Source organism: Leisingera sp. SA215, from assembly GCF_055902035.1.
This window is the reverse complement of the sequence record NZ_JBVVXU010000024.1, coordinates 23,342-50,294: the sequence shown is the minus strand read 5'-3', so window position 1 is coordinate 50,294 and position 26,953 is coordinate 23,342. Positions and strand designations below refer to the sequence as shown.

Below are 26,953 nucleotides of genomic sequence, written 5' to 3'. Positions count from 1 at the left end.
GATCAGCACTCCTTGAGGCTATGGCCCGCATCCCGCGCGGCCTGAACGAAGGCGGCAACCGAGGCTGCATTGTCTGCCAGCAGCCCGCCTTCCGGTGTTTCGATGTTATTCTCAAATCCGATTCGCGCATCCCCGCCCGCAGCCACGGCGGCCAGCAGGCAGGCGTGTTCGTGACGGCCAAAGGTGCAGACGGTCCAGTTCAGGCGCAAATCTGCCGTGGCGTCGCGGAAAACAGCCAGCCCGTCGGGCTGCGCCAGCGCCGGCGGGGTGTATCTGCCCAGAACAAAAATCGCATCGCGCATGGCACCCGGCACGGTGCCGTCGTTATACCAAGCGCGCAGCCGGGCGATGCAATCGGGACCGTAGAGGATATGCTGCACCTCACCGCCAGCCTCGGCACTCAGCGCATAGGCCCGCGCAGCAAGCAGCGGATCCCGCGCCACTTCCCGCACCGGGACTGAGGCCGCGGCGGAGCGCAGCGCCTTCAGGCAGGCGAGCTGGGCGGCCGCATCATAGATCCCGGCGCTTTCGGTTGTGATCTGCACGGCCATGCCCGTTGCGCTTTCCCGCACTGCGTCAAGGGCTTCGCGGTAGCGGCCCGCATCCAGCGAGTGCCGTCCTTTGTCGTCGCGCAGATACAGATGCAGCGCCTGGGCACCTGCAGCAAAGCAGACGGCTGCAGTCCGGGCCGTCTGCTGCGGTGTCACCGGCAGCTGCGGGTGGTCACCGCGCCCGCGCCGGGCGCCGTTCGGGGCCACCATCAATCTGTATTCTGCCACCGGTCCCCTCCTTTGCGGCCTGCCCTGCCTCGACACGCTCTCAGGATGCCTGCAGCTTGGCCTTTCGGGACACCCGCTCTCAAGCCGGAAAGCTCAGAACATTTGTTCCAGGCGTTCCGGTGCCCGACGCCCCGCCAATGAACCGCTTAAGCCAGGCATTTCTGGACCTAAGAAAGCTGACGCTCTGGACCTAACGAATTCCCGGAAACTGACGTTTCTGGTACATGATACGCCTCAGAAGCCCTGTAGGGTTCCGGGCAGCCTGTTTCACTTCTAACGCCGAAAGGACATGTCATGGACGGCACGTTCAACGAAAACGATCTCTCCCGTGTGGTCGAGGCCGACAAGGCCCACATGTGGCATCACCTGTTCCAGCACAAGGTGCTGGAAACCACTGACCCTCGCATCATTGTCGAGGGCAAGGGCATGCGCGTCTGGGATCAGAACGGCAAGGAGTTCCTGGATGCGGTATCTGGCGGCGTGTGGACCGTCAACGTCGGCTATGGCCGCGAAAGCGTTTGCAAAGCCGTCTACGACCAGATGATGAAGATCTGCTATTTCGCCAACTCCGCCGGCTCCATCCCCGGTGCGCTGTTTGCTGAAAAGCTGATTGAGAAGATGCCGGGCATGACCCGCGTCTATTACACCAACTCCGGGTCCGAGGCCAACGAGAAGGCCTTTAAGATGATCCGCCAGATCGCCCACAAGAAATACGGCGGCAAGAAAACCAAGATCCTGTACCGCGACCGTGACTATCACGGCTCCACCCTGGCGGCCATGTCGGCAGGCGGCCAGGACGAGCGCAATGCGCAGTACGGCCCGTTTGCGCCAGACTTTGTCCGCGTCCCCCACTGCATGGAATACCGCAAGCATGAGCTGGGCCTGGAGCACCTGTCCGGCCGTGAATTCGGCATTGCCGCAGCAGACGCGATCGAGGAAGTGATCCTGCGCGAAGGCCCGGAAACAGTCGGCGCCCTGTGCCTGGAGCCGGTGACCGCAGGCGGCGGCGTGATCGAGGCGCCGGAGGGCTACTGGGAGCGGGTGCAGGAGATCTGCAAGAAGCACGACGTGCTGCTGCACATCGACGAAGTGGTCTGCGGCGTCGGCCGGACCGGCAAATGGTTCGGCTACCAGCAGTACGGTATCAAACCGGACTTTGTAACCATGGCCAAAGGCGTCGCCTCCGGCTATGCGGCGATTGCCTGCATGGTGACCACCGAGGAGGTGTTCAACATGTTCAAGGACGACGCCGGCGATCCGCTGAACTACTTCCGCGACATCTCTACCTTCGGCGGCTGCACCGCGGGCCCCGCGGCGGCGCTGGAAAACATGCGCATCATCGAAAACGAGAACCTGTTGGACAACTGCAACGCCATGGGCGAGCGGATGCTGAACAACCTGCGCGCATTGCAGGAAAAGCACACCGTCATTGGCGATGTGCGCGGCAAGGGCCTGTTCCTGGGCGCCGAGCTGGTGCAGGACCGCGACACCAAGGAGCCGGTGGACGAGAAACTGGCCCAGCAGGTTGTCGCGGAATGCGGCGCGCAGGGCGTGATCATCGGTGTCACCAACCGGTCTCTGCCGGGCCGCAACAACACCCTGTGTTTCAGCCCGGCGCTGATCGCCACCGCAGAAGACATCGACCAGATCTGCGATGCGGTCGACAAGACTCTGACCAAAGTATTCGGCTGACATCTCTCCCTGCCGGACGATCAACTGCGCCCCGGAATACCCGGGGCGCTCTTTCGTTTTCGGGCCAAAGACCGGTGACCCGGAACTTAAACCAGCCGCACGGCAACCCCTCCGTCAACAGCCATTGGCGTTCCAGTCACAAAGCTGGACCGGTCCGACAACAGGAACACCGCGGCTTGGGCAATTTCAGACGGGGCGGCCATCCGCTTCATCGGGTGCAGCCCGGCGATAAAGCTGTGCGCCTCCGGATCATCACCGGCCATCGCGGTCTTGGTTCCGCCCGGCAGCAGGGCATTCACCCGGATGCCTTCTGCCGCATAATCAGAGGCCAGCGACTGGACCAGGCCGATCAACCCGGCCTTTGACGCGGCATAAGCCCCCATGCCGGGCATGCCGCCGTTGCTGACGCCGACAAAGGATCCGGTAAAGACTATCGATCCGCTGCCCCGCGCCCTCAGCACCGGAATCTGCGCCTTGGCCGAGAAAAATGCACCGGTCAGGTTGGCAGCAATCACCGCGTTCCAACTGGCGGCGTCCATCTGCTCCACCGGCCCCATGCCGCCCATGATGCCCGCGTTGTTGAATGCCCCGTCCAGCCCGCCGAATTCTTCCATGGCAAGCGCCACCAGATTAGCCGAATAAGTTTCGCTGGTGACATCACCGGCAAGACTGGCCGCTTTGCCGCCGCTTTGATTGATCTGCCCGGCTAGGGTCTGCAGTTCAGCCTGCCGCCGGGCGCCCAGCACGACATTGGCCCCCTCTGCCGCAAACAGCAGCGCTGCAGCGGCGCCAATACCGCTGCTGGCGCCGGTAATGATGAGTGTCTTGTTTTTCAGTTCCATGATCATCTCCTTAATGGCTATGCGGACACGACTAGAAAACTGGAAGGACCAAGGGCGACCCGTTTCTTGCGCCTGCCGTTGCGCCTTGTTTGAAACCGCAAGAAACGGGTTAAACTGCTGCCAGACTGGGTGCCAAACCAAAGCAAGCCGCAGATTTTCCGAAACTGGCCCTAAGTCCAGATTGCACCGCCTTTAAGTCCACCCTAATGTGGCGCGCATGGCCATTTCCGTCGACACCTTTTTCCTCAACCCGGGCGCCCAGGGCACACTGCAGGCGCAGATCCAGGAAATGATTGCCGAGGGTATTTTGTCCGGCCGCTTCAGAGTCGGGGAAAAACTGCCCTCATCGCGCAAACTGGCGGCGCATCTGGGGATCAGCAGGATTACCGTGACGCTGGCCTATACCGAACTGCTGGCCAATGACTACCTCACCTCGCGCGGACGGTCCGGCTATTTTGTTTCCGACAACGCGCCGGTGCCGCCTTCTTACACGCCGCAGCAGAAGTCCGGCGATGCGATGGATTGGGGCAAAGTTCTGGCGCGCAACTTTACCGGCGGCGACACCCCTCGAAAACCCCAGGACTGGCGCGAGTACCGCTATCCGTTCATCTACGGGCAGGCCGATGCCTCTTTGTTTGACCATGCCAATTGGCGGCTGTGCGCGCTGCGGGCGCTGGGGCAAAAGGAGTTTGCCGCACTGGCGAATGATTACTTCGACCAGGATGATCCGCTGCTGATCGAATACATCGCCCGCCACACGCTGCCGCGCCGCGGGATCACTGCCCGGCCGGAGGAAATCCTGATCACGCTGGGTGCCCAGAATGCTCTGTGGATCACCTGCCAGCTAGTGTTGAACCGAAGGCGGCGGGCGGCGGTGGAGGATCCGGCCTATTATACTCTGCGCGACCAGGTGGTGCAGACCCGCTGCCAGGTGGACTGCATTCCAGTCGATGAGGGCGGTCTGCCGCCAGAACAGATTTCGGAAGACACCGATGTGATCTTTTGCACCCCCAGCCACCAAAGCCCGACGACCTTCACTATGCCGATGGAGCGGCGCAAACAACTGCTAAGGCGGGCCAATGAAATCGATGCGGTCATCGTCGAGGATGACTATGAATTCGAAATGTCATTTCTCGGTGCGCCCTCGCCATCTCTTAAATCGCTCGATACCGAGGGGCGTGTGATCTACGCAGGCAGTTTCTCAAAATCGCTGTTTCCCGGACTGCGGCTGGGGTATCTGGTCGGTTCGGAACCGTTTATCCGCCAGGCCAGGGCGCTGCGCGCCAGCGTGCTGCGGCACCCGCCGGGCCATGTCCAGCGCACAGTCGCCTATTTCCTGTCGCTGGGACACTACGATGCCCAGATCCGCCGTACCGCCAAGGTGCTGCATGACCGCCGCGCCGTGATCGAGGATGCCATCCGCAAACACGGCCTCACCATCGCCGGCGTCGGCAGTTTCGGCGGCTCGGCTCTGTGGATGCGGGCTCCGGACGGCGTGGATGCCACTGCGGTTGCGGAACAGCTGAAAGAGAAAAGCGTCATCATCGAGCCCGGTGCACCGTTCTTTTGCGCCGAGCACCGCCAGAAGAATTATTACCGGCTCGGCTATTCCTCGATTCCCGCCACAAGGATCGAGTCCGGCCTGGCGTTGATTGCCAAGGCGCTGAAGCAGGACTGAAGCCAGGATGTTGCAGCGGACTGCGCGGCAAATGATACCAAGCGTATCATTTGCCTTCACGTCTGCATTCCTGTGCCCGTATCGCGTGACCGGCTGAAGCGAATGTGAAAATACTGCCCGGTTGTTTTCATAGATCCAGTTTTGGACCTATCCGGGTTTGATAACTGGCCCTAACCCGGCCTCCCGCCTCCCCCTAAACCAGAGACAATTCCCGGCACTGCGCACGGGGGAATTCCGCGTCTCACCCAGGAGAACCCGCCATGAAAATGACCACCGAAGAAGCCTTCGTCAAAACCCTGCAAATGCACGGCATCGAACACGCCTTTGGCATCATCGGCTCGGCCATGATGCCGATTTCCGATATCTTCGAGCCGGCAGGCATCACCTTCTGGGACTGCGCCCACGAAGGCTCGGGCGGCATGATGGCGGACGGCTACACCCGCGCCACCGGCAAGATGTCGATGATGATTGCCCAGAACGGTCCCGGCATCACCAACTTCGTCACTGCTGTGAAAACCGCCTATTGGAACCACACCCCGCTGCTGCTGGTCACCCCGCAGGCCGCGAACAAGACCATGGGTCAGGGCGGCTTCCAGGAAATGGAGCAGATGCGCATGTTTGCCGACTGCGTCTGCTATCAGGAAGAAGTGCGAGACCCGTCCCGCATGGCCGAAGTCCTGAACCGCGTGATCATGCAGGCCAAGCGCAACTCTGCTCCGGCCCAGATCAACGTGCCGCGCGATTACTTCACCCAAGTGATCGACATCGACCTGCCCGCAATTGTCGACTTTGAACTGCCCGCCGGCGGCGCAGAGGCGGTGAGCCAGGCGGCTGAACTGCTGTCGAACGCAAAATTCCCGGTCATCCTGAACGGTGCCGGCGTTGTCATCGGCGGGGCAATCCCCGCGTCCATGGCCCTGGCCGAGCGTCTCGACGCCCCGGTTTGTGTTGGCTACCAGCACAACGACGCCTTCCCCGGCTCGCACCCGCTGTTTGCAGGCCCGCTGGGCTACAACGGTTCCAAGGCCGGTATGGAGCTGATCTCCAAAGCGGACGTTGTGCTGGCCCTCGGTACCCGCCTGAACCCGTTCTCGACCCTGCCCGGCTACGGTATCGACTACTGGCCGACCGACGCGAAAATCATCCAGGTTGACATCAACCCGGACCGCATCGGTCTGACCAAGAAAGTCACCGTGGGCATCGTCGGCGATGCAAAATCGGTTGCAAACACCATCCTCGGACAACTGGCGGACACCGCAGGCGACGCAGGCCGCGAAGAGCGCAAAGCCCTGATCTCGCACACCAAATCTGCCTGGGCCCAGGAACTGTCCTCGATGGACAGCGAGCAGGACGATCCCGGCACCACCTGGAACGAACGTGCCCGCGCTGCCAAGCCTGACTGGCTGTCGCCGCGCCGCGCATGGCGTGCGATCCAGGCCGGCCTGCCGAAAGATGCGATCATCTCCTCGGACATCGGCAACAACTGCGCCATCGGCAACGCCTACCCGTCGTTCGAGGACGGCCGCAAATACCTGGCCCCCGGCCTATTCGGCCCCTGCGGTTACGGCCTGCCGGCGGTAGTCGGCGCGAAAATCGGCTGCCCGGACGTTCCGGTTGTCGGCTTTTCCGGCGACGGCGCCTTTGGTATCGCAGTGACCGAACTGACCGCAATCGGCCGCGAAGAATGGCCCGCAGTGACCCAGGTTGTGTTCCGCAACTACCAGTGGGGCGCGGAAAAGCGCAACTCCACCTTATGGTTCGACGACAACTTCGTCGGCACCGAGCTGGACACTCAAGTGTCATATGCCGGTATCGCCAACGCCTGCGGCCTGAAAGGCGTTGTAGCCCGCACCATGGACGAGCTGACCGAGGCGCTGCGCCATGCCTGTGAAGATCAGAAGAAAGGCATTACCACCCTGATCGAAGCGATGATCAACCAGGAACTGGGTGAGCCCTTCCGCCGTGACGCAATGAAGAAACCTGTCGCCGTTGCTGGAATCAGCAAAAACGACATGCGTCCGCAGCAGGTCTGAACCTGATGCCCCTGCCCTTTGACCTTTCAATGGGCCAGGGAGCCTATTTGGCCGCCGCGTTATTCGCGGCGGCCTTGATCCGCGGCTTTTCCGGCTTCGGGTTTTCTGCGATCTTCATCATTCTGGCCGCGCTAACCACCAATCCGCTGCCGCTGATTCCGGTAGTGTTTTCCTGCGAAATCGTCATGACTGCCTTTCAGGCGCACGGCATCCGCCCGCATATCGACTGGCGCCGCGCCTTTGCCCTGCTGGCAGGTGCCGCGGTTGCCACGGTTCCCGCCATCGCCATCATGGCCCGGCTGGGAGAGTATGAGGCGAGGCTGGCGATCTCATGCCTGATCCTGGCCGTGAGCCTGGTTCTGCTGAGCGGCTGGCAGCTGGAACGCCCGGTCGGGCGCAACGGAACTGTAGGCGTCGGTGCCATTGCGGGCATCGCCAACAGCGCCGGTGTCGGCGGCCTGCCTGTCGCAGCCTTCCTGACGGCACAGCCGGTTCCGCCTGCAGTATTCCGCGCCACGATGATCGTGTTTCTGACCGGTATCGACCTGATGGCGCTGCCGGTGATGGCCGCAAATGGATTGGTGGGTCCGCAAACGCTGACCGGCATCCTGCTGGCCTTTCCCATTCTGGGCCTCGGCATCTGGGCCGGGTCCCGCAGTTTCAAGGCGGTCCCGCACAGGCTGTTCCGCCGTGCGGTGGTGCTGATGCTAACTGCCTTTTCGCTGATCAATATCGCCAAGCTTGCGGTCTGAAAGAAACTCACCATGCAAAACATTCTCGTCGTCAATGCCGGTTCCTCATCCATCAAGCTGGCAGTATTCGGTGAAACGCTGAATGCGCTGCTGACAGCCGAGGCCTCCGGCATCGGCGGCTCCGGCATGCTGCGGGTGGGAGATGAGACGGCTGCTGCCAGCCTGACAGATCATGCGAGGGCTTTTGAACTGCTGATGAGCCGCCTTGATTCACAGGGGCTTGGTACTTCCAGCTTTGCTGCTGCCGGGCACCGCGTCGTGCATGGCGGGGCGGCACTGACCCGCCCGGCACTGGTGACACCGCAGATCCTGGCGGAAATCGACCAGTGCAGCCATCTGGCGCCGCTGCACAACCCGCATCATGCCTCGGCGATCCGCACCCTGTCAGACCTGATGCCCGGCACCCCGCAAGTCGCCTGTTTTGACACCGCCTTTCACGCCGGAAATCCGGATGTGGCTATACGGTATGCCGTACCCGAAGACTGGCGGCGCAGCGGCATCCGCCGCTACGGGTTTCACGGGCTGAGCTACGAAGCGCTGGTGCGATGCCTTCGTGAAACAGGCTCTGAGGCGCTGCCACGGCGGCTTCTCGCCTGCCACCTGGGCAACGGTGCCAGCCTTTGCGCTATTGCCGATGGACAAAGCGTGGCCACCACCATGGGCTATTCCCCGCTGGAAGGGCTGACGATGGGCACCCGTGCGGGCGGCATTGATGCCGGTGCGGTGCTCGACCGCGCCGAACAGACCAGCATCACCGCAGTGCGCAAAGATCTTCTGCACCGCTCCGGCCTGCTGGGCCTGTCCGGCCTCAGCCCCGACATGCGCGCGCTGCAGGATGCTGGAACTAAAGCAGCCAGTTTTGCAATCGATCATTTCTGCTATTGGGCCGCGCGCCATGCAGGCTCAATGATCGCAGCAATGGAAGGCATCGACGCCATCGCCTTTACCGGCGGCATCGGTGCGCACTCTGCCCCTGTCCGCGGCAAAATCCTCCGGCGGCTGGCCTGGACCGGCCTGCCGGACAGTGCAGTTCATGTCATCCCGGCCGACGAAGAACGCCAGATCGCTTTGCATACACAGGCAAAACTGCAGGTAAAATGAAAAATAATTATCATATCCGGTGAAAATACGGAACAAAGTCCTCACTATCCAAAAAACTGCCCCGAACCGCAACTGGACCCGCCCATGACCCATCAGCAGCCAATCCTGAACACGTCGCCCAAGGTCTCGGACGAGATCCGGCAGACCACCTGTTACATGTGCGCCTGCCGCTGCGGCATCAATGTGCATATGAAAGACGGCAAGGTTGCCTATATCGAGGGCAATCGTGACCACCCGGTGAACAAGGGTGTGCTCTGCGCCAAAGGGTCGGCCGGCATCATGCAGGTCAACGCGCCGTCGCGGCTGAAGGCGCCGATGATCCGCACCGGCCCGCGCGGCTCGGGGCAGTACAAGGAAATCTCCTGGGACGAGGCGCTGGCGATTGCTGTGGGCTGGCTGGAGCCGGTCCGCCACGAGGCCCCCGAACAGCTGGCGTTTTTCACCGGCCGCGACCAGTCGCAAAGCTTCACCAGCTTCTGGGCGCAAAGCTTCGGAACCCCGAACTACGCCGCGCACGGCGGGTTTTGCTCGGTCAACATGGCGACGGCGGGCATCTACACCATGGGCGGCGCGTTTTGGGAATTCGGCCAGCCCGACTGGGACCATACCAAGCTGTTCATGCTGTTCGGCGTGGCCGAGGACCATGACTCTAACCCGATCAAGATGGGTCTGGGCAAGATCAAGAAGCGCGGCGCCCGGGTGATCGGCGTGAACCCGATCCGATCCGGCTATAATGCAATTGCGGATGACTGGGTCGGCATCACACCGGGCACCGACGGGCTGTTCATTCTGTCGTTGATCCATGTGCTGATGAAGGCCGGCAAGATCGACCTCGATTACCTCAGCCGCTACACCAACGCGCCAGTGCTGGTGAACGCCTCCGAAGGACCGGACAACGGCCTGTTCCTGCGCGATGAGGACGGCAAGATGCTGGTCATCGACCGCACCACCGGCAAGCTGACCCCGTTCGACCAGCCCGGTGTGCGGCCCGACCTTTCGGCGGTCTATGAGAAAGACGGCGTCACCCACCGCCCGGTATTCCACCAGATGGCGGAGCGCTATCTGGCCGATGAATACGCGCCCGAAGCCATCGCAGACAAATGCGGTATCCCGGCCAGGCGGATCCGCGCCATTGCCGGCGAGCTGGCCCGCGTCGCCTTTGACGAGGCCTTTGAGCTAAACGTCGAATGGACCGACTTCCGCGGTGAAAAGCACAGCAAGATGACCGGCCGCCCGGTCTCGATGCACTCGATGCGCGGTGTGTCGGCGCATGCCAACGGCTTTCAGACCTGCCGTGCGCTGCATGTGCTGCAGATCCTGCTGGGCACCGTCGAAGTCCCTGGCGGCTTCCGCTTCAAGCCGCCCTACCCCAAGCCAGTCGAGGCACACCCGACCCCGCATTGCAAGGCAAGCCCCGACACCCCGCTTGACGGCCCGCACCTGGGATTTGTGCGCGGCCCCGAGCACCTGGCGCTGAAAGGGGACGGCAGCCCGGCTCGGATCGACAAGGCGTTCACCTGGGAAAACCCGATGTCAGCGCATGGTCTCATGCATATGGTGATCTCCAACGCGCATGCGGGCGACCCTTACAAGATCGACACGCTGTTCATGTATATGGCCAACATGTCGTGGAACTCCTCCATGAACACCAAAGGTGTGATGGAGATGCTGACCGACAAGGATGAGAACGGCGCTTACAAGATCCCGCATATCATCTATTCGGACGCCTATTCGTCGGAGATGGTGGCCTTTGCCGACCTGATCCTGCCGGACACCACCTATCTGGAGCGCCACGACTGCATCTCTCTCTTGGACCGTCCGATCTGCGAGGCGGATGCGGCGGCGGATGCGATCCGCTGGCCGGTGATTGAGCCGGACCGCGACGTGCGCGGCTTCCAGACAGTGCTGATCCAGCTCGCCAACCGGATGAAGCTGCCGAACTTCACCAACGAGGACCGCACTGCCAAATGGAAGGATTACGCCGACTATATCGTCAACCATGAGCGCAAACCGGGCATCGGCCCGCTGTCCGGTTTCCGCGGTGAAGACGGCAGCAAAACCGGCCGCGGCGAAGTGAACCCCGAGCAGCTGAAACAGTACATCAAAAACGGCGGCTTCCATGTGGCCCACATCCCCGAGGAGGCAGGATATTACAAACCCTGGAACACCGCCTATCAGGACTGGGCGGTGGGCATGGGGATCTATGACAGCCCGCAGCCCTATCTGTTCCAGCTGTATGTGGAGCCGATGCGCAAGTTCCAGCTGGCCGCCGAAGGCCATGGCGACCGCCAGCCGCCGGAGCATCTGCGCCAGCGGGTAAAAAACGTGATGGACCCGCTGCCGATCTGGTACGAGACTGACCAGCAGGGCAACGAGGGCTTCACCGTCAACGCGCTGACCCAGCGCCCGATGGCGATGTATCACTCCTGGGGCACTCAGAACGCCTGGCTGCGCCAGCTGCACGGCCGCAACCCGCTGTATGTTCCGACCAAGCTGATGCAAGAGAACGGGCTGCAGGACGGCGACTGGGCCAAGGTCTCCTCTCCGCATGGTGAAATCACTGTGCCGGTGATGGAAATGGCAGCGCTCAATGAAAATACCGTCTGGACCTGGAACGCGATCGGCAAGCGCAAGGGCGCCTGGGCGCTGGAAGTAGACGCGCCAGAGGCCACCAAAGGCTTCCTGCTCAATCACCTGATCCACGAGCTCTTGCCGCCCAAGGGAGACGGTATGCGGTGGGCCAACTCGGATCCGATCACCGGCCAGGCGGCCTGGTTCGATCTGAAAGTCAAAATCGAAAAAGCCGCCGCCCCGGCAGACCTGCAGGAAAGCCAGCCGGCCTTCCCCGCTCAGGAGTCGCCCGTTGGTACTGGCCCGAAAGAACTGAAGTGGAAAGTAGGCAAATGACGGGCGCAATTTTCTTCGAAGAAAATTGCCAGGAAAATTCGAATTTTCCTGGCTCCGCAAGCCGCAGACGGAGTACGCAATGACTGAGCTTCCCGCCAAGACCGACCGCAAGATGGGTCTGGTCATCGACCTGGACACCTGCGTCGGCTGCCATGCCTGTGTGATTTCCTGCAAAGGCTGGAACACCGAAAACTATGGTGCCCCCCTGTCGGACCAGGATCCTTATGGCAGCGACCCTTCGGGCACTTTCCTGAACCGGGTGCATTCCTATGAGGTGAAGCCAACACCCTGCAGCAGCCAACCGGACCCGGCGGCGCAGCTGATCCATTTCCCCAAGTCCTGCCTGCACTGCGAGGACGCGCCCTGCGTCACCGTCTGCCCGACCGGCGCAAGCTACAAACGGGTCGAGGACGGCATCGTGCTGGTGAACGAGGATCACTGCATCGGTTGCGGCTTGTGTGCCTGGTCCTGCCCTTACGGTGCACGCGAGCTGGACCTGGCAGCAGGCGTGATGAAGAAATGCACGCTCTGTGTGGACCGGATTTATAACGAAAACCTGCCGGAGGTGGACCGCGTCCCGTCCTGCGTGCGGACCTGTCCGGCGGGCGCGCGCCATTTCGGTGATCTGGGCGACCCGGACAGCGATGTCTCCAAGCTGGTGGCGGAGCGCGGCGGCATCGACCTGATGCCGGAGATGGGCACCAAGCCAGTGAACAAATACCTGCCGCCCCGGCCCAAGGACACGATTGAAGACGAGATCGACATCCTCGCCCCGCTACTGGTGCCGGTCGCTGAAGAACCCCTGGGTTTCCTGGCCTGGCTCGACAAGGCACTCGACAAAATTCCAAGCCAATCGTCAGGCCAATCATCAGGCCAATCATCAGGGGGGGCGAACTGATGCATCCTGCACCATCCGTCATCATCTTCACCACCCTGTCGGGTCTTGGCTTTGGCCTGCTGACATTCCTCGGCCTCGGCCAGCCCGCGGTGAGCGGCACCATTGCCTTTGCCTTCTATGCCATTGCCTTTGGCCTGGCCTGCGGCGGCCTTCTGGCCTCGACCTTTCACCTGGGCCGCCCGGAACGCGCCTGGCGCGCTTTCTCTCAGTGGAAGACCAGCTGGCTTAGCCGCGAGGGCGTCTGCGCCGTTGGCGCCCTGAATGTGATGGGTCTTTATGCGTTTGGCGCCGTGTTCATGGACAGCCACTGGACGTTGCTGGGCTGGATCGGCGCCGCTCTCAGCCTTGCAACCGTCTTCACCACCTCGATGATCTACACCCAGCTTAAAACCATCCCGCGCTGGAATATGGAGCTGACCCCGGCGATGTTCCTGTCCTTCAGCCTGGCAGGCGGCGCTCTGCTGGCCGGGGCCGAGGCTGTGGCGCCCTGGCTGCTGGCCATCGCAGGTGTTGTGCAGTTGGCCTATTGGGCCAAGGGCGACCGCGCGTTGGAGGCCTCCGGCACCGACATCGGCACCGCCACCGGCCTAGGTGATCGCAGCGCGGTACGTGCCTTTGAACCACCGCATACCGGGTCGAACTACCTGTTGCGCGAATTTGTGCATGTTGTGGGCCGCAAACACGCCCAAAAGCTGCGGATGATTGCGTTTGTGCTGGGGTTTGCCCTGCCGCTGCTGCTGATCCTGACCCCGGTTCAGGGCGTTGTGATCAAACATCTTTTTGCAGCCCTTGCGGTCCTTTCGCACATCGCAGGCACCGCCGCATCGCGCTGGCTGTTCTTTGCACAGGCCGAACATGTTGTCGGCCTTTACTACGGTAAACGCTGACAAGTTCCGAGGTGCCCATTGCGGCGCCCCGGTTTATTTTGGGTCTTTTTCCAACGCCATGTCACAAACACCCCTGCTGCCTCGTCCTGTTTCTGAAGCCATCTGTAAAGGAACAGAAAGATGACCCAGCGCCTCGACTACTTCGCCACTGCCCCGGACTTGTTTCAGCCGATGCTGGCCCTGGAAGCCACGCTCAAAGACAGCGGGCTGGAACACAGCCTGATTGAATTGGTGAAACTTCGGTCCTCGCAAATCAACGGCTGTGCGTACTGCATTCACATGCACACGCATGAAATGCGCGCGAAGGGTGAGAGCGAAGACCGGATGCATCTCCTGAATGCCTGGCGGGAGTCCTCGCTCTATTCCGCACGGGAACAGGCCGCGCTGGCCTGGACAGAGGCTCTCACCAGGATTGAGGCCACCGCCGCGCCGGACTCGGATTTTGATTTGATCGCACAGCAGTTTTCCCCGCGGGAACAAGCGGCACTGACATTGGTGATCTCGACCATCAACGCCTGGAACCGGATTGCAATCGGATTCCGCACCCCGCATCCTGCCGCGCAGGAGGCAAGTGCCGCGTGATTGCAAACCCAAAATCAGATGACGCCGATGCGTTTCTGAAGGCGCGGCCGCGATTGTTCGCGGCCGCTTACCGGATGCTGGGCAGCGTAAGCGACGCCGAGGACATCCTGCAGGACGCCTATCTGCGCTGGCAGGCAGCCGCGCCTGCACAGGTGCAGGATCCGGTCGGCTATCTGATGCGGATCACCACCCGTCTGTGCCTGGACCAGCTGAAATCAGCTCGCGTCCGGCGCGAATCCTACCCCGGCGAATGGCTGCCCGAACCCATTCTGACAGAAGACGCGACCGAGCTTTTGGATCACGATGTCACCGTTGCCCTGCTGCTGGCACTGGAACTTTTGTCGCCGCTGGAACGTGCAGCATTCTTGCTGCACGACATTTTTGAGGGCGCCTATGAAGACATCGCCGCCGCCCTGAACCGCTCCCCCGAGGCCTGCCGTCAATTGGCCGCACGGGCGCGGCGCAAGGTGCAGCAGCTGCCGCCAAAGGAACCGGAACGACCGGAACAGGGCCAGGAACTGGCCGAGGCCTTCTTCCGCGCCTCCCGCACCGGGGACATGGCCTCCTTAACCCGGATGCTGACGCAGGACGTTCAGCTGATCTCTGATGGCGGCGGCAAGGCCATGGCCGCGCTCAACCCGATCTACGGTCGGGAGAAGGTGCTGCGCCTTATTGAGGGCATTGCTCGCAAGTTCGATCAGGCTACTCCTGACCGCTGGCGGCTTTGCCAGTTAAACGGCCTGCCTGCCATCCTGCATCGGGCAAAGGACGGAATCCTGCAGGCCACATCCCTGGAAATCAGGGAGGGCCGGATTGCTCGCGTGTACGTGACCCGCAATCCCGACAAGACGCGGCATCTGGCGGGCGCACTGGATGGAAACGGGCCGGGAGGGGCCAGCCCCTCTTGCCCTAAGGGGCAATTCACCCCGGAGCATTGAAGGCCAGAATGTAGCAAACAGGACGGCACTCCATCGGAGGCCGCCCTAGAACTTGCAAAAGTGTTTTGAGGCTTACAGCAGGCCGGCGTGCCCCATGGCGGCGTCGATGGCAGCCTTGGTGCTGTCTTCCAGCGTCGTCAGCGGCGAGCGGACCTCTTCACTGCACATGCCGAGTTTCGACAGGCCATACTTGGCACCGGCCAGGCCCGGCTCGATGAAGATTGCCTCATGCAGCGGCATCAGTTTATCCTGATAGGCGAGCGCCGAAGCATAATCGCCTGCGAGGGTCGCGGCCTGGAATTCGGCGCAAAGCTTCGGTGCCACGTTGGCTGTTACCGAGATGCAGCCAACCCCGCCATGGGCGTTGAAACCCAGCGCAGTGGCGTCTTCACCGGACAGCTGCAGGAAGTCCGCACCGCAGGAGGCACGCTGCTGGCTGACACGGGCCAGATCGCCGGTGGCATCCTTGACACCGACAATGCGCGGCAGCTTGGCCAGCTCGCCCATGGTGGCCGGGGTCATGTCGACCACCGAGCGGCCCGGGATGTTGTAGATGATGATCGGCAGATCCGCGCAGTCATGGGCTGCAATAAAATGCTGCAGCATCCCGCGCTGAGTCGGTTTGTTGTAATAGGGGGTCACAACCAGCGCCGCATCGGCACCGACCTTCTTGGCATACTCGACAAAACGAATCATCTCGACGGTGTTATTGGAGCCCGCACCGGCAATCACCGGCACCCGGCCGGCTGCCGCCTTGACCGTTTCCGCGATGACCAGCTCGTGTTCCTCATGGCTGAGCGTCGGGCTTTCGCCGGTGGTGCCGACCGGCACCAGGCCAGTGGAACCTTCGGCAATCTGCCATTCCACCAAGCGTTTGAGCGCATCCAGATCCAGCTCGCCGTTCGAAAACGGGGTGACGAGTGCTGGCATAGAGCCTTTGAACATGGGCACGCTCCCTTTGCTGCAGGTGCAGGCGGCAATCCGCCGCCGTCAAGATATAGAATGCCGGGGATTTAAGTTGCTACCGGCACGCCAATGAGTAACGTTCAAGCCTCTATCCCCGGACTGCTGGAAAATGCAAGAGATGACACGCATCCTGGCCCTTATTCTGCTTATCTCGGCGGCCCTGCCCGGGTCGCCTGCCTTGGCGCGCGGCCTCGGGTCCGCCCTGGATCTGATGCGGGCAGAGAAATGGGATCTGGCCGTCCGCGAGGCCGGGCAGCGGCATAGCACCGCCCGCGATATCATCGAATGGCACCGGCTGCGGGCCGGTCTGGGCTCTGCCCGCGACGTGGTGGCGTTTCTTGAACGGCGGGGGGATTGGCCCGGCCTCGCCTATCTGCGGCGCCGGAACGAGGATGCCATTGCCGCAGCCGGCGGCGATACCATTCTGGCCTTTTATGCGGATGAACGCCCGCAGACCGCCGAAGGCGCGCTGAGCCTGGGCAAGGCGCTGATTGCGACCGGGCGGCGCGGTGACGGCGAGGCGGAAATCGTGCTCGCCTGGCGCACCAAGGCCATGGGCAGCACCATCCAGAGCGCGTTCCTGCGCGATTTCGCCAAACTGCTGAAACCGCATCACACGGCACGGCTGGACCGGCTGTTGTGGGACAATCATCTGGTCAGCTCCAAACGGATGCTGGCGCTGGTACCCGATGGAGAACGCAAACTGGCGGAGGCACGCATCGCCCTGCAGGAACGCGCGCCCGGAGTCGATGCCAGGATCGAAGCCGTGCCGGAGCGGCTGAAAGGATCCGCTGGCCTTGCCTATGACCGGTTTGCCTGGCGTGACGGCAAGCGGCTGCAGGATGGTGCCATTCAGATGCTGCTGGAGCGCAGCACCAGTGCCGAAAAACTGGGCGAACCCGCCAAGTGGCTGCGCCGCCGCAGCGATTTTGCACGGCAGGTCATGCGGGACCAGGACTACGAACGCGCCTATCAGCTGGCCGCTTATCATTTCTCCTCGCCCGAAGACGGGTATGGCTATTCCGACTGCGAATGGCTGGCTGGCTATATCGCGCTGCAAAAGCTGCACGACCCGGAGCTGGCGGCGGTGCATTTCCAGCGCTTCCTGGCCTCGGTCGAAACCCCGATTTCGATCGGCCGCGGCGGCTATTGGCTGGGCCGCGCCTATGCGGCGATGGGTCAGCCGGACAAGGCGCATGGGGCCTATGCCAGGGGCGCGGAATATCAAACGTCTTTCTATGGGCTGCTGGCGGCCGAACAGCTGGGCCGCCCGTTTGATCCGGCGCTGGTAAAACCGGCTGATTTGCCAGATTGGCGCCAGGCCGCCTTCGCCAAATCCTCGGTCACCGAGGCCGGTCTGCTGCTGCTCAAGGCCGGTGATCTTGCACTGGCCGAGCGGTTCCTGACGCATCTGGTTGAAACTCTGCCGCCGGTGCAGGCGCGCCAGCTGGGGCAGATGGCGGTAGAGCTGAACGAACCGCATCTGGCAGTGATGATCTCCAAACGCGCCGCCCGCGGCGGGGTGGAGCTGGAAGGGGCCTATTACCCCTTGCACCCGGTGGCACAACGGCAATTACCGATGGCCGAGGAAATGACCCTGGCCATCGCCCGGCGCGAAAGCGAGTTCGACCCGGCGGTGATCAGCCATGCCGGCGCGCGCGGGCTGATGCAGGTGATGCCTGCCACAGCCGAACTGGTCGCGACCGAACTGGGCATTCTGGCCGGCCACAAGACCTCCCGCCTGACCGCAGAATGGGACTATAACGCCAAGCTGGGAGCCAATTACCTGGCCGGGCTGGCCGGCAGATTCCGCGGCAATGTGGTGATGATGGCGGCAGGCTACAATGCCGGGCCGCACCGGCCCACAGCCTGGATGCAACGCTACGGCGATCCGCGCGACGGCAGCCCGGACATCATCGACTGGATCGAGCACATCCCGTTCAACGAGACCCGCAACTACGTGATGCGGGTCACCGAGAGCCTGCCGGTCTACCGGGCGCGGCTGGGTAAGTCTCCCCTGCCCGTCCCGTTCTCGCAAGAGTTGCGCGGCTCAACCCTTCACGCGTTCGCGCCATAGGGTGAACAGGCCGGCCGCTATGATGATGCCGGCGCCGATGGCGACATTGGTGCGGACCACCTCGCCGAACACCGCCAGGCCCAGCATCGCCGTCCAGATCAGATGGAAATAGGCAAAAGGCTGCACGGCGCTGGCCTCGGCCATCTCGTAGCACTTGATCAGCAGCCAATGGCCGGTCACGCCGGACACGCACAACAGCGCCATCCAGAACCAGTCGGTCTGGCTCATCGGTTCCCAGTACCAGATGCCAATGGCAGTCATGAAAACCATGCCGGCAACCCCGGTCCAGAAGAAGCTGGTGGCGGTGCTGTCCTGACGCGCCGCATAGCGGGTGACCAGCCCGTAGACGGCAAACATCAGCGCCGAGACAAACGGGATGATTGCTGCCGGGTTGAACACGCCCATGCCCGGCTGCAGGATGATCAGCACGCCGATCAAGCCGACGCCGATAGCCGCCCAGCGCCGCCAGCCGACGCTTTCGCCCAGCACCGGCCCGCTGAGGGCCGCCACCAGCAGCGGATAACAGATGAACACCGCCTGGCTCTCGATCAGGCCCAGCACGGTGAAGCCGTAAACCGCCACGCAGATTTCACCAACCAGCAGCACACCGCGGAATATCTGCAGCCATAGCTGATCGGTCCCCGCGGCAGCCCGGATGCCGCCCGGTGCGCGCGCCGCCAGGAACATCACAAAGGCGGCAAAGAACCAGTAGCGCACCATCACCACCATGTAGGTGTTGTAGGTGCCCGCCAGATGGCGCGAGATACCATCCTGCAATGCAAAGACAACCGTCGCGGCAATCATCAGAAGAATGCCCAGCGGAACATTGTTGATCTGGGCCCGGGCCGGGGCTGCCTGTGTCATGGCTTCACTGCCTTTGTCATATGCCGCTTGCGCCCGTAGCCGGGGATGCGGGTTACCTCAAATCCTGCTGCCTCCAGCCCGCGGCGCACAAAACCTGCCGCTGTGTAGGTCGCCGCTGAACCGCCCGGCGCAGTATGCACCGCAACCTGAGACATCAATGCTTCCTCCCACAACTCGGGGTTCTTGGCCGGAGAGAACCCGTCCAGAAACCAAGCATCCGCCTGCCCTGTCCACTCCGGCAGCGACACGCGCGCGTCGCCGGCAATCACCTCCAGTTGCAAGCCGCCCAGATCGCAGGTGCCGCTGCCTTGCCATTTCTTTAGAAACCGTTCTGCCCAAGGGGCAACCGCGGGGAAAGCCTCCAGCGCCTTGGCCATATCGGTAGGTGCCATTGGAAAGGCCTCGAAACTGGTGAACCGCAATGGCCCCGCCTGCCCTGCTGCCTCCCAGGCGCGCCAGGCGGCCAGCATGTTCAAGCCGGTGCCAAAGCCCAGCTCGGCGATACGGAATCCGGACGAAAACCGCGCGGGCAGATCATTGCCGGCCAGAAACACATGCTCCGTCTCCGCCAGCCCGTCCTGGATTGAAAAATAGGGATCATCGAACTGATCCGACACCGGCACGGTGCCATCGCGCCAGCTGAGGCGGGCCTGCTGGTCTGCCATGCTATAATCCCCTAAGTGGTTGTCCGGAACGGCGCGACACTGGCGAAAGGATCCTCAAATGGCAATGGCAGATGTAACGGTGCGCGGGGCTGGAATTTTCGGCCTGTCAATCGCCTGGATATGCGCGCGGCGCGGCGCAAGAGTCCAGGTTGTGGACCCGTTCGGCGCCGGTGCCGGCTCCAGCGGCGGCCTGGTCGGCGCGCTCGCCCCGCATGTGCCGGAGAACTGGAACCCCAAGAAACAGTTCCAGCTTGAAAGCCTGCTGATGGCCGGAAGTTTCTGGGCCGGGGTCGAGGCCACCGGCGGCGTTTCCCCTGGCTATGGCCGTACAGGGCGGCTGCAGCCCATTAATGACGCGCGCGCGCTGGAGCTTGCCCGGCAGCGCGAAGTGACGGCCCGCGAGTTATGGAATGACGCAGCCGAATGGACTGTCTGCAAGGCGGACAGCCTGGGGCCTTGGGTGCCGCCCAGCGCAACGGGCTATATCATTCACGACACTCTCAGTGCCCGGATGCATCCCCGCCGGGCTTGCGCGGCGCTGGTCTCTGCCCTGGCAGTCATGGGGATCAAAGTGCAGTTGGAGGCCCCCGATCAGGGCAAAGTGGTCCATGCCAAAGGCTACGCCGGTCTGTTGGAACTGAACGCGGCATTTGGCAAAACTGTGGGCGGCGGCGTCAAGGGCCAGGCCGCGCTTCTGCGTTTTCACGAGGGCGCGGTGCCGCAGCTTTATGCCGATAGCCTGCATATCATCCCGCACGCAGACGGCACCTTGGCGATCGGCTCCACCAGCGAGCGCGAATTCGAGGATGGCAAGACCACCGACCCACAGCTTGACGATATCGTTGACCGCGCCCGCATTGCGGTACCCGTGCTGCACGGTGCCGAAGTGATCGAACGCTGGGCCGGCGTGCGCCCCCGCGCCAAATCCCGCGCCCCGATGCTGGGAGCCTGGCCAGGCCGTGACGGCCATTTCATCGCCAACGGCGGTTTCAAGATCGGCTTTGGCATGGCCCCAAAGGCAGCCCATGTGATGGCAGACCTGCTGCTTGACGGCATGGACAGCATCCCCGAAGGGTTCCGCGTAGAAGACAACCTCTGAACCACGCACCGAGCCGCCAGTTGGCCGGTCAAGTACGGCGCCAGCTGCCGCGCGGCGCGCTCAAGCGCCTGACCTGCCCTCGTCGGGCAACTTACGGCGCGAGGCAGGCCTCAGCAGCTGAGTGCGGCCCGCAATTTCTGCATCAGCTTCGTCAGCGCCGCCTCGTATTGCGCGCTGATCAGACGGCCGGCTTCATCGAACTCCTTGCTGGACCCTGCCAGATGCACCCCCGGACCGGACAACACCCGCGGCTGGAACGGCACCAGAAAGCCGCGCAGCAACGCCTGCGCCTGCTCGCCCCCCGCCCGGCCGGCCGCGGCCGACATCACCGCCACCGGCTTGTCCGCCCAGGGGTTGCCTTCGGTGCGGCTCACCCAGTCGAGCGCGTTTTTAAGAACGCCGGACGGGCCTTTGTTGTATTCCGGGGTAGAGATCGCCACCGCATCCGCCGCAGCAATCTGATCTGACAACTTTTGGACTGCAGGCGGGATGCCCTCTGACACCTCCGCATCGCCGTCGTAAAGCGGCAGGTTCAGATCCGCCTCAACGACCGACGCAGGCCCGAACACCCGGACCGCCTCTGCCAGCAGCTTGCGGTTGGTGGCCTCGCGGCGAAGCGAGCCGGAAATGGTGATCAATACGGGGTCGGCCATTGGGGGTTTTCCTTCTGTTTGCATCTCTGTTGCGCCCATCATGTATGAAGCGGCCCGTGCCGGGAAACAGCGATTGCCGCGCAGGCGATGTGCGGCGGCATGGTGCCCGCCGCGGGCACAAAACAGCCCGCCCCACCGGGGGACGGGCTGCACATTCTGCTGTCAAGTGCCGGATCAGGCGGCCTGCGGGATCACCACCACCTCAACCCGCCGGTTGCGGGCCTTGCCCTCCGGGGTCAGGTTCGAGGCCACCGGCTGCGCCTCGCCGCGGCCGATGATGCGCATGCGGTGATAGGGCACACCGCCGGCCTGGATCTGACTGGCCACCGCATTGGCGCGGCGCTCGGACAGGCCCTGGTTATAGCCGGCATCGCCATCGCTGTCGGTATGGCCGATCACCTGGATAGTGCTGTTGGGATAGCGCACCAGGCTGTCGGCGACACGGCGCAGGTCGCCCTGCACGGCCGGCGCCACTGCGGCACTGTCGGTGGCAAAGGTCAGATCGTTCGGAAAGGACAGGATCAGCCGGTCACCGGTATTGACGATGGTAATGCCGTCATTAGCCAGGGTCTGGCGCAGCTCGCGCTCCTGCGCGTCCAGCTGGTTGCCGATCACCCCGCCGGCAGTTGCCCCGACCAGCGCGCCAGTCACCGCCCCCAGGCCACGGTCCGAGTCATTGGCGATGGCGCCGACGCCAGCGCCGATAATGCCGCCAAGGACCGCGCCTTTCTGGGTTTTGCTGCCCGGCGTACCGATGGTAGCCGGATCGGTGCAGGCGCCAAGACCCAGTGCTGCGGCAACAATACCTGCCGTGGTGAGTTTCATCTGCATCATCAAATTGCCTTCTGTTTTCTCAGCCCCGGGCAACGCCCGGCATTCTGCACGAATATCGGGATGCCGCGCCGCCATCTCAAGGCAGGATCACCCTGAATGCGCGAAATACCGCGCAAAAACCGCCTGAACTCCCCCTTCAAGGTGCAAAAGCAAAGTCCCAGCCTTCCTGCTCCATCCACAGTTTGCGAAGGGTGCCGGCTTGCGGGGCGAACCCGCCGTCCAGCATCTCTGCCGCGAACATCCGGTCGGTGCGGAAATGGCGGAAACCGCCGCGCAGCTCGCACCAGGCGGCCAGCATCGTGCATTCAATGTGATAGATCAGCGCCAGCGGACGCAGGATGCGGCTGGTCTCGCCGCGTTCCGGGCTGACATAGGTGATCCGCAGCTTGCGGCTGTCGCGAACCGCCTTGCGCAGCAGCGCTTTGGACACACAGCCCAGCTCCGGATCATCCAGCGGCGCGCCCCAAGGCGCCACCTGCAACCAGTCGGCGGTAGCATGCACGTCCTTGATCTTGTGGCTGACCCTTTCCGCGGCCTTTTGCAAAGAACCGTCCCCCGTGCGGATCAGCATCGCCAGGCCGACATGCAGTGCCTCCAGCTCCTCTTCGTCGAAATTCAGCGGCGGCAGGTCATAGCCCTTTCGCAGCATATAACCGATCCCGGCCTCTCCCTCGACCGGGGTGCGCATCGCCTGCAAGGCAGAGATATCGCGGTAGATTGTGCGTTTGGAAACCTCCAGCTTCTCTGCCAGGTCCTCGGCCCGTACCGGGGCTGCGGAGGATCGCAGGATCTGGATGATTTCAAACAAGCGGCCGGTGCGCGGCATGGTCAGGCTCCAGTGACAGTCTGCTGACACCCTAGCACAATCCGCTGACAACAGGCTGTCAGCAGTGGTCTGTTTTTCTGGGTCTCCGAAAAGGAGACACACCATGCTGACCTATGAATGGATTTCCATGATCACCCTGGGCAAGGACCGCTGGAATACGCAACAGGACCAGCCAAAACCTTATGAGGCGGAACGCGAAACCGCCCGCCAGCGGCACGCAGACCGGGACGCGGCCAAGCCGTCAGGCCCCCCCGGTCTGCTGCAGCGCCTGTTCAGCCGGCAGTGCGCATATCATCTGCCGCAGCCTCCTCGTCCCGTGCCGCCTCATAAGCAAGCATCGCGCGTTTGACCGGCAGCCCCCAATGGTATCCGCCCAAGGCCCCGGACTTGCGCAAGGCACGGTGGCAGGGGATCAGCCAGCTCACCGGGTTGCGCCCCACTGCCGTTCCGACAGCACGCACCGCTTTAGGCGAGCCAATCGCCTGCGCCAGCTCGGAATAGGTTGTGACATGGCCGGACGGGATGCGCAGCAGTGCCTCCCAGACCTTGATCTGCAAGGGCGCGCCGATCATGTGCAGCGCGGCCTCGCCTTTTTGCGCAAAAACCGCCTCAGCCAGCGGGCGCAGGGCTGAAGGATCCTCCACGAATTCCGCCTGCGGCCACCGCGCGCGCATATCTGCCATAGCCGGTTCCGCCCCGGTTTCGGCGGCGAACCCCAGCCCGCAAATGCCTTTTTCCGTGCCCATCACCAGCGCCAGGCCAAACGGGCTGTCAAACCAGCCCCAGAAGATCCGCAGGCCATCCCCCTTGCGGGCATATTCGCCGGGGCTCATTGCCTCCCAGCGCAGGAACAGGTCATGCAGCCGGCCGGAGCCCGAGAGCCCCACCGCATGCGAGGCTTCCAGCGTGGTGAACCGTTCGCGCAGCAACGCCTTGGCATGGCCCAGCCGCAGATACTGCTGGTAGCGCTTCGGCGAGACACCGACCCACGCGGAAAACAGCCGCTGGAAATGTGCCGGGCTCATATCCATGCGGGCGGCCAGCTGCTCCAGCGTCAGATCCTCGCCGCCATCGTCGATCAACTCAATCGCCCGGCGCATGACGCCGTAATGATAGGTATTTTCCCGCGTTTCGATATTCATCGGCCCAACCCGTTCTGACTTAGTACCAAAGTAAGGCGCGCGCCTCTGGTAAGCGACCCGAAACTTGCGGGTTTCATTCCTGAGCGGGTCAGGGGCCGGCAAGATAGCAGGTGCAATTTCAATTGCTCTTTAAGGTCTGACCTGTACATAAGCGCTGCCATGGCAAAGCAACTCGACTATCATACGCTCCGCGAGATCTTTACGCGGTTCCAGGCAGCTGAGCCCGAACCCAAGGGCGAACTGGAGCATGTCAACGCCTACACGCTGGTGGTGGCGGTGGCGCTGTCGGCGCAGGCAACTGATGCCGGTGTGAACAAGGCCACCCGCGCGCTGTTCAAGATCGCCGACACTCCGCAGAAAATGCTGGATCTGGGCGAGGAACAACTGATCGAGCATATCAAGACGATCGGCCTTTACCGCAACAAAGCCAAGAACGTGATCAAACTGTCGAAGATCCTGGTGGAGAACTACGGCGGCGAGGTCCCGAATTCCCGCGCAGCCCTGCAATCGCTGCCGGGTGTGGGCCGCAAAACCGCCAATGTGGTCCTCAACATGTGGTGGAAACAGCCAGCGCAGGCGGTGGACACCCATATTTTCCGGGTCGGCAACCGCTCCGGCATTGCCCCGGGCAAGGATGTGGACGCCGTGGAACGCGCGGTCGAAGACAATATTCCGGCGGATTTCCAGCAGCACGCCCATCACTGGCTGATCCTGCACGGCCGCTATCACTGCAAGGCGCGCAAGCCGATGTGCGGCAGCTGCCTGATTCGCGATCTGTGTATGTTCGAGGACAAGAACCTGTGACCGGCAGCGGCATTCCGTCCGGCGATATTGCAGCGGCTGGCGCTACCCATCCGGTCTTCCCCTTAGGGATGGCAGGCCGGGCCCTTCATTCAGACAAGCCCGCCGGACACTGGCCCGGCGCAACTTCCCCCGAGGAGGACAGTATATGACCAAAACCTATCAGCTTGTCGGCATCGGCAATGCCGTTGTTGATGTGATCGCGCAGTGCGAAGACAGCTTCCTGGCTGACCAAGGCATCGAAAAAGGCATCATGCAGCTGATCGAGCGCGACCGCTGCGAGGATCTCTATGCTGCGATGGGCAACCGGGTGCTGACTCCGGGCGGCTCGGTCGCCAATACCATCGCCGGCGCCGGCGCGCTGGGGCTCCAGGCCGCCTTCATCGGCCGGGTCCGTGACGATGCTCTGGGGAAATTCTATGCCGACGCGATGAACAACGAAAGCGTTGACTTTGTGAACCCGCCGGTTGCGGATGACGAACTGCCAACCTCGCGCTCGATGATTTTTGTCTCTCCCGACGGCGAGCGGTCGATGAACACCTATCTGGGCGTCTCGTCTGAGCTGGCGTCGGACGACGTGCCGCAGGACGTCGCCGGCAATGCGCAGATCATGTTTCTGGAGGGCTACCTGTTCGACAAGGACAAGGGCAAGACTGCCTTTCTGGAAGCTGCCCGCGACTGCCGTGAAGGCGGCGGCAAAGTTGGCATTTCTATCTCCGACCCATTCTGCGTCGAGCGGCACCGGGCTGATTTCCTGAACCTGATCGGCGAAGAGCTGGATTTCGTGATCGGCAACCAGGATGAAATCCGCGCCCTGTTCAAAACCGGCGACCTGGAAGAAGCAATGGCCAAGACCGCAGCGATCTGCCCGCTGGTGGTCTGCACACGTTCCGGCGACGGGGTCACCGTGCTGAACGACGGTGTGCGCATCGATGTCCCGGTCGAAGCCATCGTACCCGTCGATGCCACCGGCGCGGGCGACCAGTTCGCCGCCGGCTTCCTGTTCGGCATGGCGACCGGGCGCAGCATGGAAACCTGCGCGCGGATGGGCTGCATCTGTGCAGGCGAAGTGATCCGCCATATCGGCCCGCGCCCGGAAACCAATGTTCTGCACCTGCTCAAGGAAGCCGGGCTGGCATAATTCTGGCCGGGCATTCCCGCCCGTGCAGCAGCACCTGACGGTGCAATGTCTCCCGTTGGGGGTGGGGGGGGGGGGGGAAAACGACCCCCCCCCCCCCCCCCCCCCCCCCCCCAAAAACAAAAGAGACAACCCCCGCCACAAACCACACCCCGCACCCCTTTTTTGGCGCGGATCGGCAAAGCCGCCCCGCGCCACCCCGCCCCGCCGTCAGCAGGACGCAAGGGCGCCAGCCTGCGCAACACGCCAGCTTCAGCACCTTTTTCTTAGGTTAGTCAGCCTCTTGGCGTCAGCTGTCAGCCGCCGCCTGGGCTTTGCTCAAAAGCGCCTTGAAGGTTTCAACCTCCTGCGCCTCCATCCCCTCCAGCAGCCGCGCCTGCGTCTGCACATGCGCGGTTACCGCGCGGTCAATCAGGGCAAGGCCTTCCTTGGTCAGACCCACCAGAAAGCTGCGGCTATCCTCGGGGTTCACTTCGCGCTTGACCAGCCCGTCCGCTTCCAGCCGGTCGATCCTGTTGGTCATCGTGCCCGAGGCCACCATCGTTGCCTTCAGCAAATCGCCCGGCGACAAGGTGTAAGGATTGCCTGAGCGGCGCAGCGTGGCCAGCACATCAAACTTGGCCGCGTTCAGCCCAAACTCTGCAAAAGTTGCCTGCATCCCGCGCTGATACATCAGGTACAGCCGCGCCACCCGGCCAATTACGCCCATGGCCGTGACATCAAGGTCCGGCCGCTCCCGTGCCCATTGCTGGGTGATAAAATCCACATGATCCATATCCCCGGTTTAATAGATTATACC

General features: G+C 62.8%; 24 protein-coding genes. 14 read left to right on the top strand and 10 right to left on the bottom strand.

Annotation, left to right across the window (positions count from 1 at the left end; all coding sequences use genetic code 11):
* Nucleotides 1-2 precede the first annotated feature (2 nt).
* A complete protein-coding gene (locus tag AC0KW6_RS19070) occupies nt 3-779 on the bottom strand; it encodes a beta-keto acid cleavage family enzyme (protein WP_323778412.1) in 777 nt (258 codons plus the stop codon).
* Nucleotides 780-1,073: 294 nt separating this feature from the next.
* On the opposite strand from AC0KW6_RS19070, the gene AC0KW6_RS19065 reads away from it, so the two are divergent.
* Nucleotides 1,074-2,471, top strand: a complete 1,398-nt coding sequence (locus AC0KW6_RS19065; protein ID WP_474035702.1) for an aminotransferase family protein — start codon at nt 1,074-1,076, stop codon at nt 2,469-2,471.
* 86 nt (nt 2,472-2,557) lie between these two features.
* On the opposite strand, the gene AC0KW6_RS19060 is transcribed toward AC0KW6_RS19065, so the two are convergent.
* The gene (locus AC0KW6_RS19060; protein WP_474035701.1) at nt 2,558-3,313 is read right to left on the bottom strand and encodes an SDR family oxidoreductase; all 756 of its coding nucleotides are present in this window, start codon (nt 3,311-3,313) and stop codon (nt 2,558-2,560) included.
* 217 nt (nt 3,314-3,530) lie between these two features.
* On the opposite strand from AC0KW6_RS19060, the gene pdxR reads away from it, so the two are divergent.
* The 9 genes from pdxR to sigJ all read left to right on the top strand — a co-directional run bounded on the left by pdxR (nt 3,531) and on the right by sigJ (nt 15,089).
* The gene (gene pdxR / locus AC0KW6_RS19055; protein WP_323778417.1) at nt 3,531-4,991 is read left to right on the top strand and encodes a MocR-like pyridoxine biosynthesis transcription factor PdxR; all 1,461 of its coding nucleotides are present in this window, start codon (nt 3,531-3,533) and stop codon (nt 4,989-4,991) included.
* A 260-nt stretch (nt 4,992-5,251) separates the two neighbouring features.
* Nucleotides 5,252-7,024, top strand: coding sequence for a sulfoacetaldehyde acetyltransferase (gene xsc, locus AC0KW6_RS19050; protein ID WP_474035699.1), 1,773 nt, complete (start codon nt 5,252-5,254; stop codon nt 7,022-7,024).
* A gap of 5 nt (nt 7,025-7,029) precedes the next feature.
* Entirely contained in the window at nt 7,030-7,776 is a 747-nt protein-coding gene (locus tag AC0KW6_RS19045; RefSeq protein ID WP_474035698.1) for a TSUP family transporter, read from the top strand.
* Nucleotides 7,777-7,788: 12 nt separating this feature from the next.
* The gene (locus AC0KW6_RS19040) at nt 7,789-8,877 is read left to right on the top strand and encodes an acetate/propionate family kinase (RefSeq protein WP_474035697.1); all 1,089 of its coding nucleotides are present in this window, start codon (nt 7,789-7,791) and stop codon (nt 8,875-8,877) included.
* Nucleotides 8,878-8,961: 84 nt separating this feature from the next.
* Complete coding sequence (locus AC0KW6_RS19035) at nt 8,962-11,784, top strand: molybdopterin oxidoreductase family protein (protein ID WP_474035696.1); 2,823 nt, start codon at nt 8,962-8,964, stop codon at nt 11,782-11,784.
* A 79-nt stretch (nt 11,785-11,863) separates the two neighbouring features.
* The gene (locus tag AC0KW6_RS19030) at nt 11,864-12,682 is read left to right on the top strand and encodes a 4Fe-4S dicluster domain-containing protein (RefSeq protein ID WP_323778608.1); all 819 of its coding nucleotides are present in this window, start codon (nt 11,864-11,866) and stop codon (nt 12,680-12,682) included.
* Complete coding sequence (locus AC0KW6_RS19025; protein WP_474035695.1) at nt 12,682-13,569, top strand: dimethyl sulfoxide reductase anchor subunit family protein; 888 nt, start codon at nt 12,682-12,684, stop codon at nt 13,567-13,569. Before AC0KW6_RS19030 ends, AC0KW6_RS19025 begins: the two co-directional genes overlap by 1 nt.
* A gap of 120 nt (nt 13,570-13,689) precedes the next feature.
* Nucleotides 13,690-14,151, top strand: coding sequence for a carboxymuconolactone decarboxylase family protein (locus AC0KW6_RS19020; RefSeq protein WP_323778612.1), 462 nt, complete (start codon nt 13,690-13,692; stop codon nt 14,149-14,151).
* Entirely contained in the window at nt 14,148-15,089 is a 942-nt protein-coding gene (gene sigJ, locus AC0KW6_RS19015; protein ID WP_323778613.1) for an RNA polymerase sigma factor SigJ, read from the top strand. The genes AC0KW6_RS19020 and sigJ overlap by 4 nt, the downstream gene beginning before the upstream one ends.
* 72 nt (nt 15,090-15,161) lie before the next feature.
* Here the strand turns inward: sigJ and dapA are convergent, their stop codons facing one another.
* Nucleotides 15,162-16,034: a 4-hydroxy-tetrahydrodipicolinate synthase gene (gene dapA, locus AC0KW6_RS19010; RefSeq protein WP_323778615.1), complete on the bottom strand. Its 873-nt coding sequence runs from the start codon at nt 16,032-16,034 to the stop codon at nt 15,162-15,164.
* A gap of 139 nt (nt 16,035-16,173) precedes the next feature.
* Between dapA and AC0KW6_RS19005 the strand changes: the two genes are divergently transcribed.
* Nucleotides 16,174-18,132: a lytic transglycosylase domain-containing protein gene (locus AC0KW6_RS19005; RefSeq protein WP_323778616.1), complete on the top strand. Its 1,959-nt coding sequence runs from the start codon at nt 16,174-16,176 to the stop codon at nt 18,130-18,132.
* Here AC0KW6_RS19005 and AC0KW6_RS19000 read toward each other — a convergent pair.
* Both AC0KW6_RS19000 and mnmC2 read right to left on the bottom strand, forming a co-directional pair.
* Entirely contained in the window at nt 18,106-18,996 is an 891-nt protein-coding gene (locus tag AC0KW6_RS19000; protein WP_323778618.1) for a DMT family transporter, read from the bottom strand. The genes AC0KW6_RS19005 and AC0KW6_RS19000 overlap by 27 nt on opposite strands.
* Complete coding sequence (mnmC2, locus tag AC0KW6_RS18995) at nt 18,993-19,661, bottom strand: tRNA (5-methylaminomethyl-2-thiouridine)(34)-methyltransferase MnmC2 (RefSeq protein WP_323778620.1); 669 nt, start codon at nt 19,659-19,661, stop codon at nt 18,993-18,995. The genes AC0KW6_RS19000 and mnmC2 overlap by 4 nt, the downstream gene beginning before the upstream one ends.
* A 58-nt stretch (nt 19,662-19,719) precedes the next feature.
* Between mnmC2 and AC0KW6_RS18990 the strand changes: the two genes are divergently transcribed.
* A complete protein-coding gene (locus tag AC0KW6_RS18990) occupies nt 19,720-20,760 on the top strand; it encodes an NAD(P)/FAD-dependent oxidoreductase (protein WP_323778622.1) in 1,041 nt (346 codons plus the stop codon).
* Between the two features lie 110 nt (nt 20,761-20,870).
* Here AC0KW6_RS18990 and AC0KW6_RS18985 read toward each other — a convergent pair whose 3' ends face one another.
* From AC0KW6_RS18985 to AC0KW6_RS18970, 4 genes are all read right to left on the bottom strand, one after another.
* Nucleotides 20,871-21,413 carry an NADPH-dependent FMN reductase gene (locus tag AC0KW6_RS18985; protein WP_474035693.1) on the bottom strand — a complete coding sequence of 181 codons (543 nt, stop codon included), beginning with the start codon at nt 21,411-21,413 and terminating at the stop codon, nt 20,871-20,873.
* Between the two features lie 174 nt (nt 21,414-21,587).
* The gene (locus tag AC0KW6_RS18980; protein WP_024091193.1) at nt 21,588-22,247 is read right to left on the bottom strand and encodes a YiaD family glycine zipper/OmpA-like lipoprotein; all 660 of its coding nucleotides are present in this window, start codon (nt 22,245-22,247) and stop codon (nt 21,588-21,590) included.
* 136 nt (nt 22,248-22,383) lie between these two features.
* Nucleotides 22,384-23,073 carry a helix-turn-helix transcriptional regulator gene (locus AC0KW6_RS18975; protein ID WP_474035692.1) on the bottom strand — a complete coding sequence of 230 codons (690 nt, stop codon included), beginning with the start codon at nt 23,071-23,073 and terminating at the stop codon, nt 22,384-22,386.
* 272 nt (nt 23,074-23,345) lie between these two features.
* Nucleotides 23,346-24,215, bottom strand: coding sequence for a bifunctional helix-turn-helix domain-containing protein/methylated-DNA--[protein]-cysteine S-methyltransferase (locus AC0KW6_RS18970; protein WP_323778625.1), 870 nt, complete (start codon nt 24,213-24,215; stop codon nt 23,346-23,348).
* A 159-nt stretch (nt 24,216-24,374) separates the two neighbouring features.
* Between AC0KW6_RS18970 and nth the strand changes: the two genes are divergently transcribed.
* Nucleotides 24,375-25,019: an endonuclease III gene (gene nth, locus AC0KW6_RS18965; RefSeq protein WP_474035691.1), complete on the top strand. Its 645-nt coding sequence runs from the start codon at nt 24,375-24,377 to the stop codon at nt 25,017-25,019.
* Between the two features lie 145 nt (nt 25,020-25,164).
* Nucleotides 25,165-26,157 carry an adenosine kinase gene (locus AC0KW6_RS18960; protein WP_323778628.1) on the top strand — a complete coding sequence of 331 codons (993 nt, stop codon included), beginning with the start codon at nt 25,165-25,167 and terminating at the stop codon, nt 26,155-26,157.
* A gap of 286 nt (nt 26,158-26,443) precedes the next feature.
* Here AC0KW6_RS18960 and AC0KW6_RS18955 read toward each other — a convergent pair whose 3' ends face one another.
* The gene (locus tag AC0KW6_RS18955; protein WP_323778672.1) at nt 26,444-26,929 is read right to left on the bottom strand and encodes a MarR family winged helix-turn-helix transcriptional regulator; all 486 of its coding nucleotides are present in this window, start codon (nt 26,927-26,929) and stop codon (nt 26,444-26,446) included.
* Nucleotides 26,930-26,953: the final 24 nt, after the last annotated feature.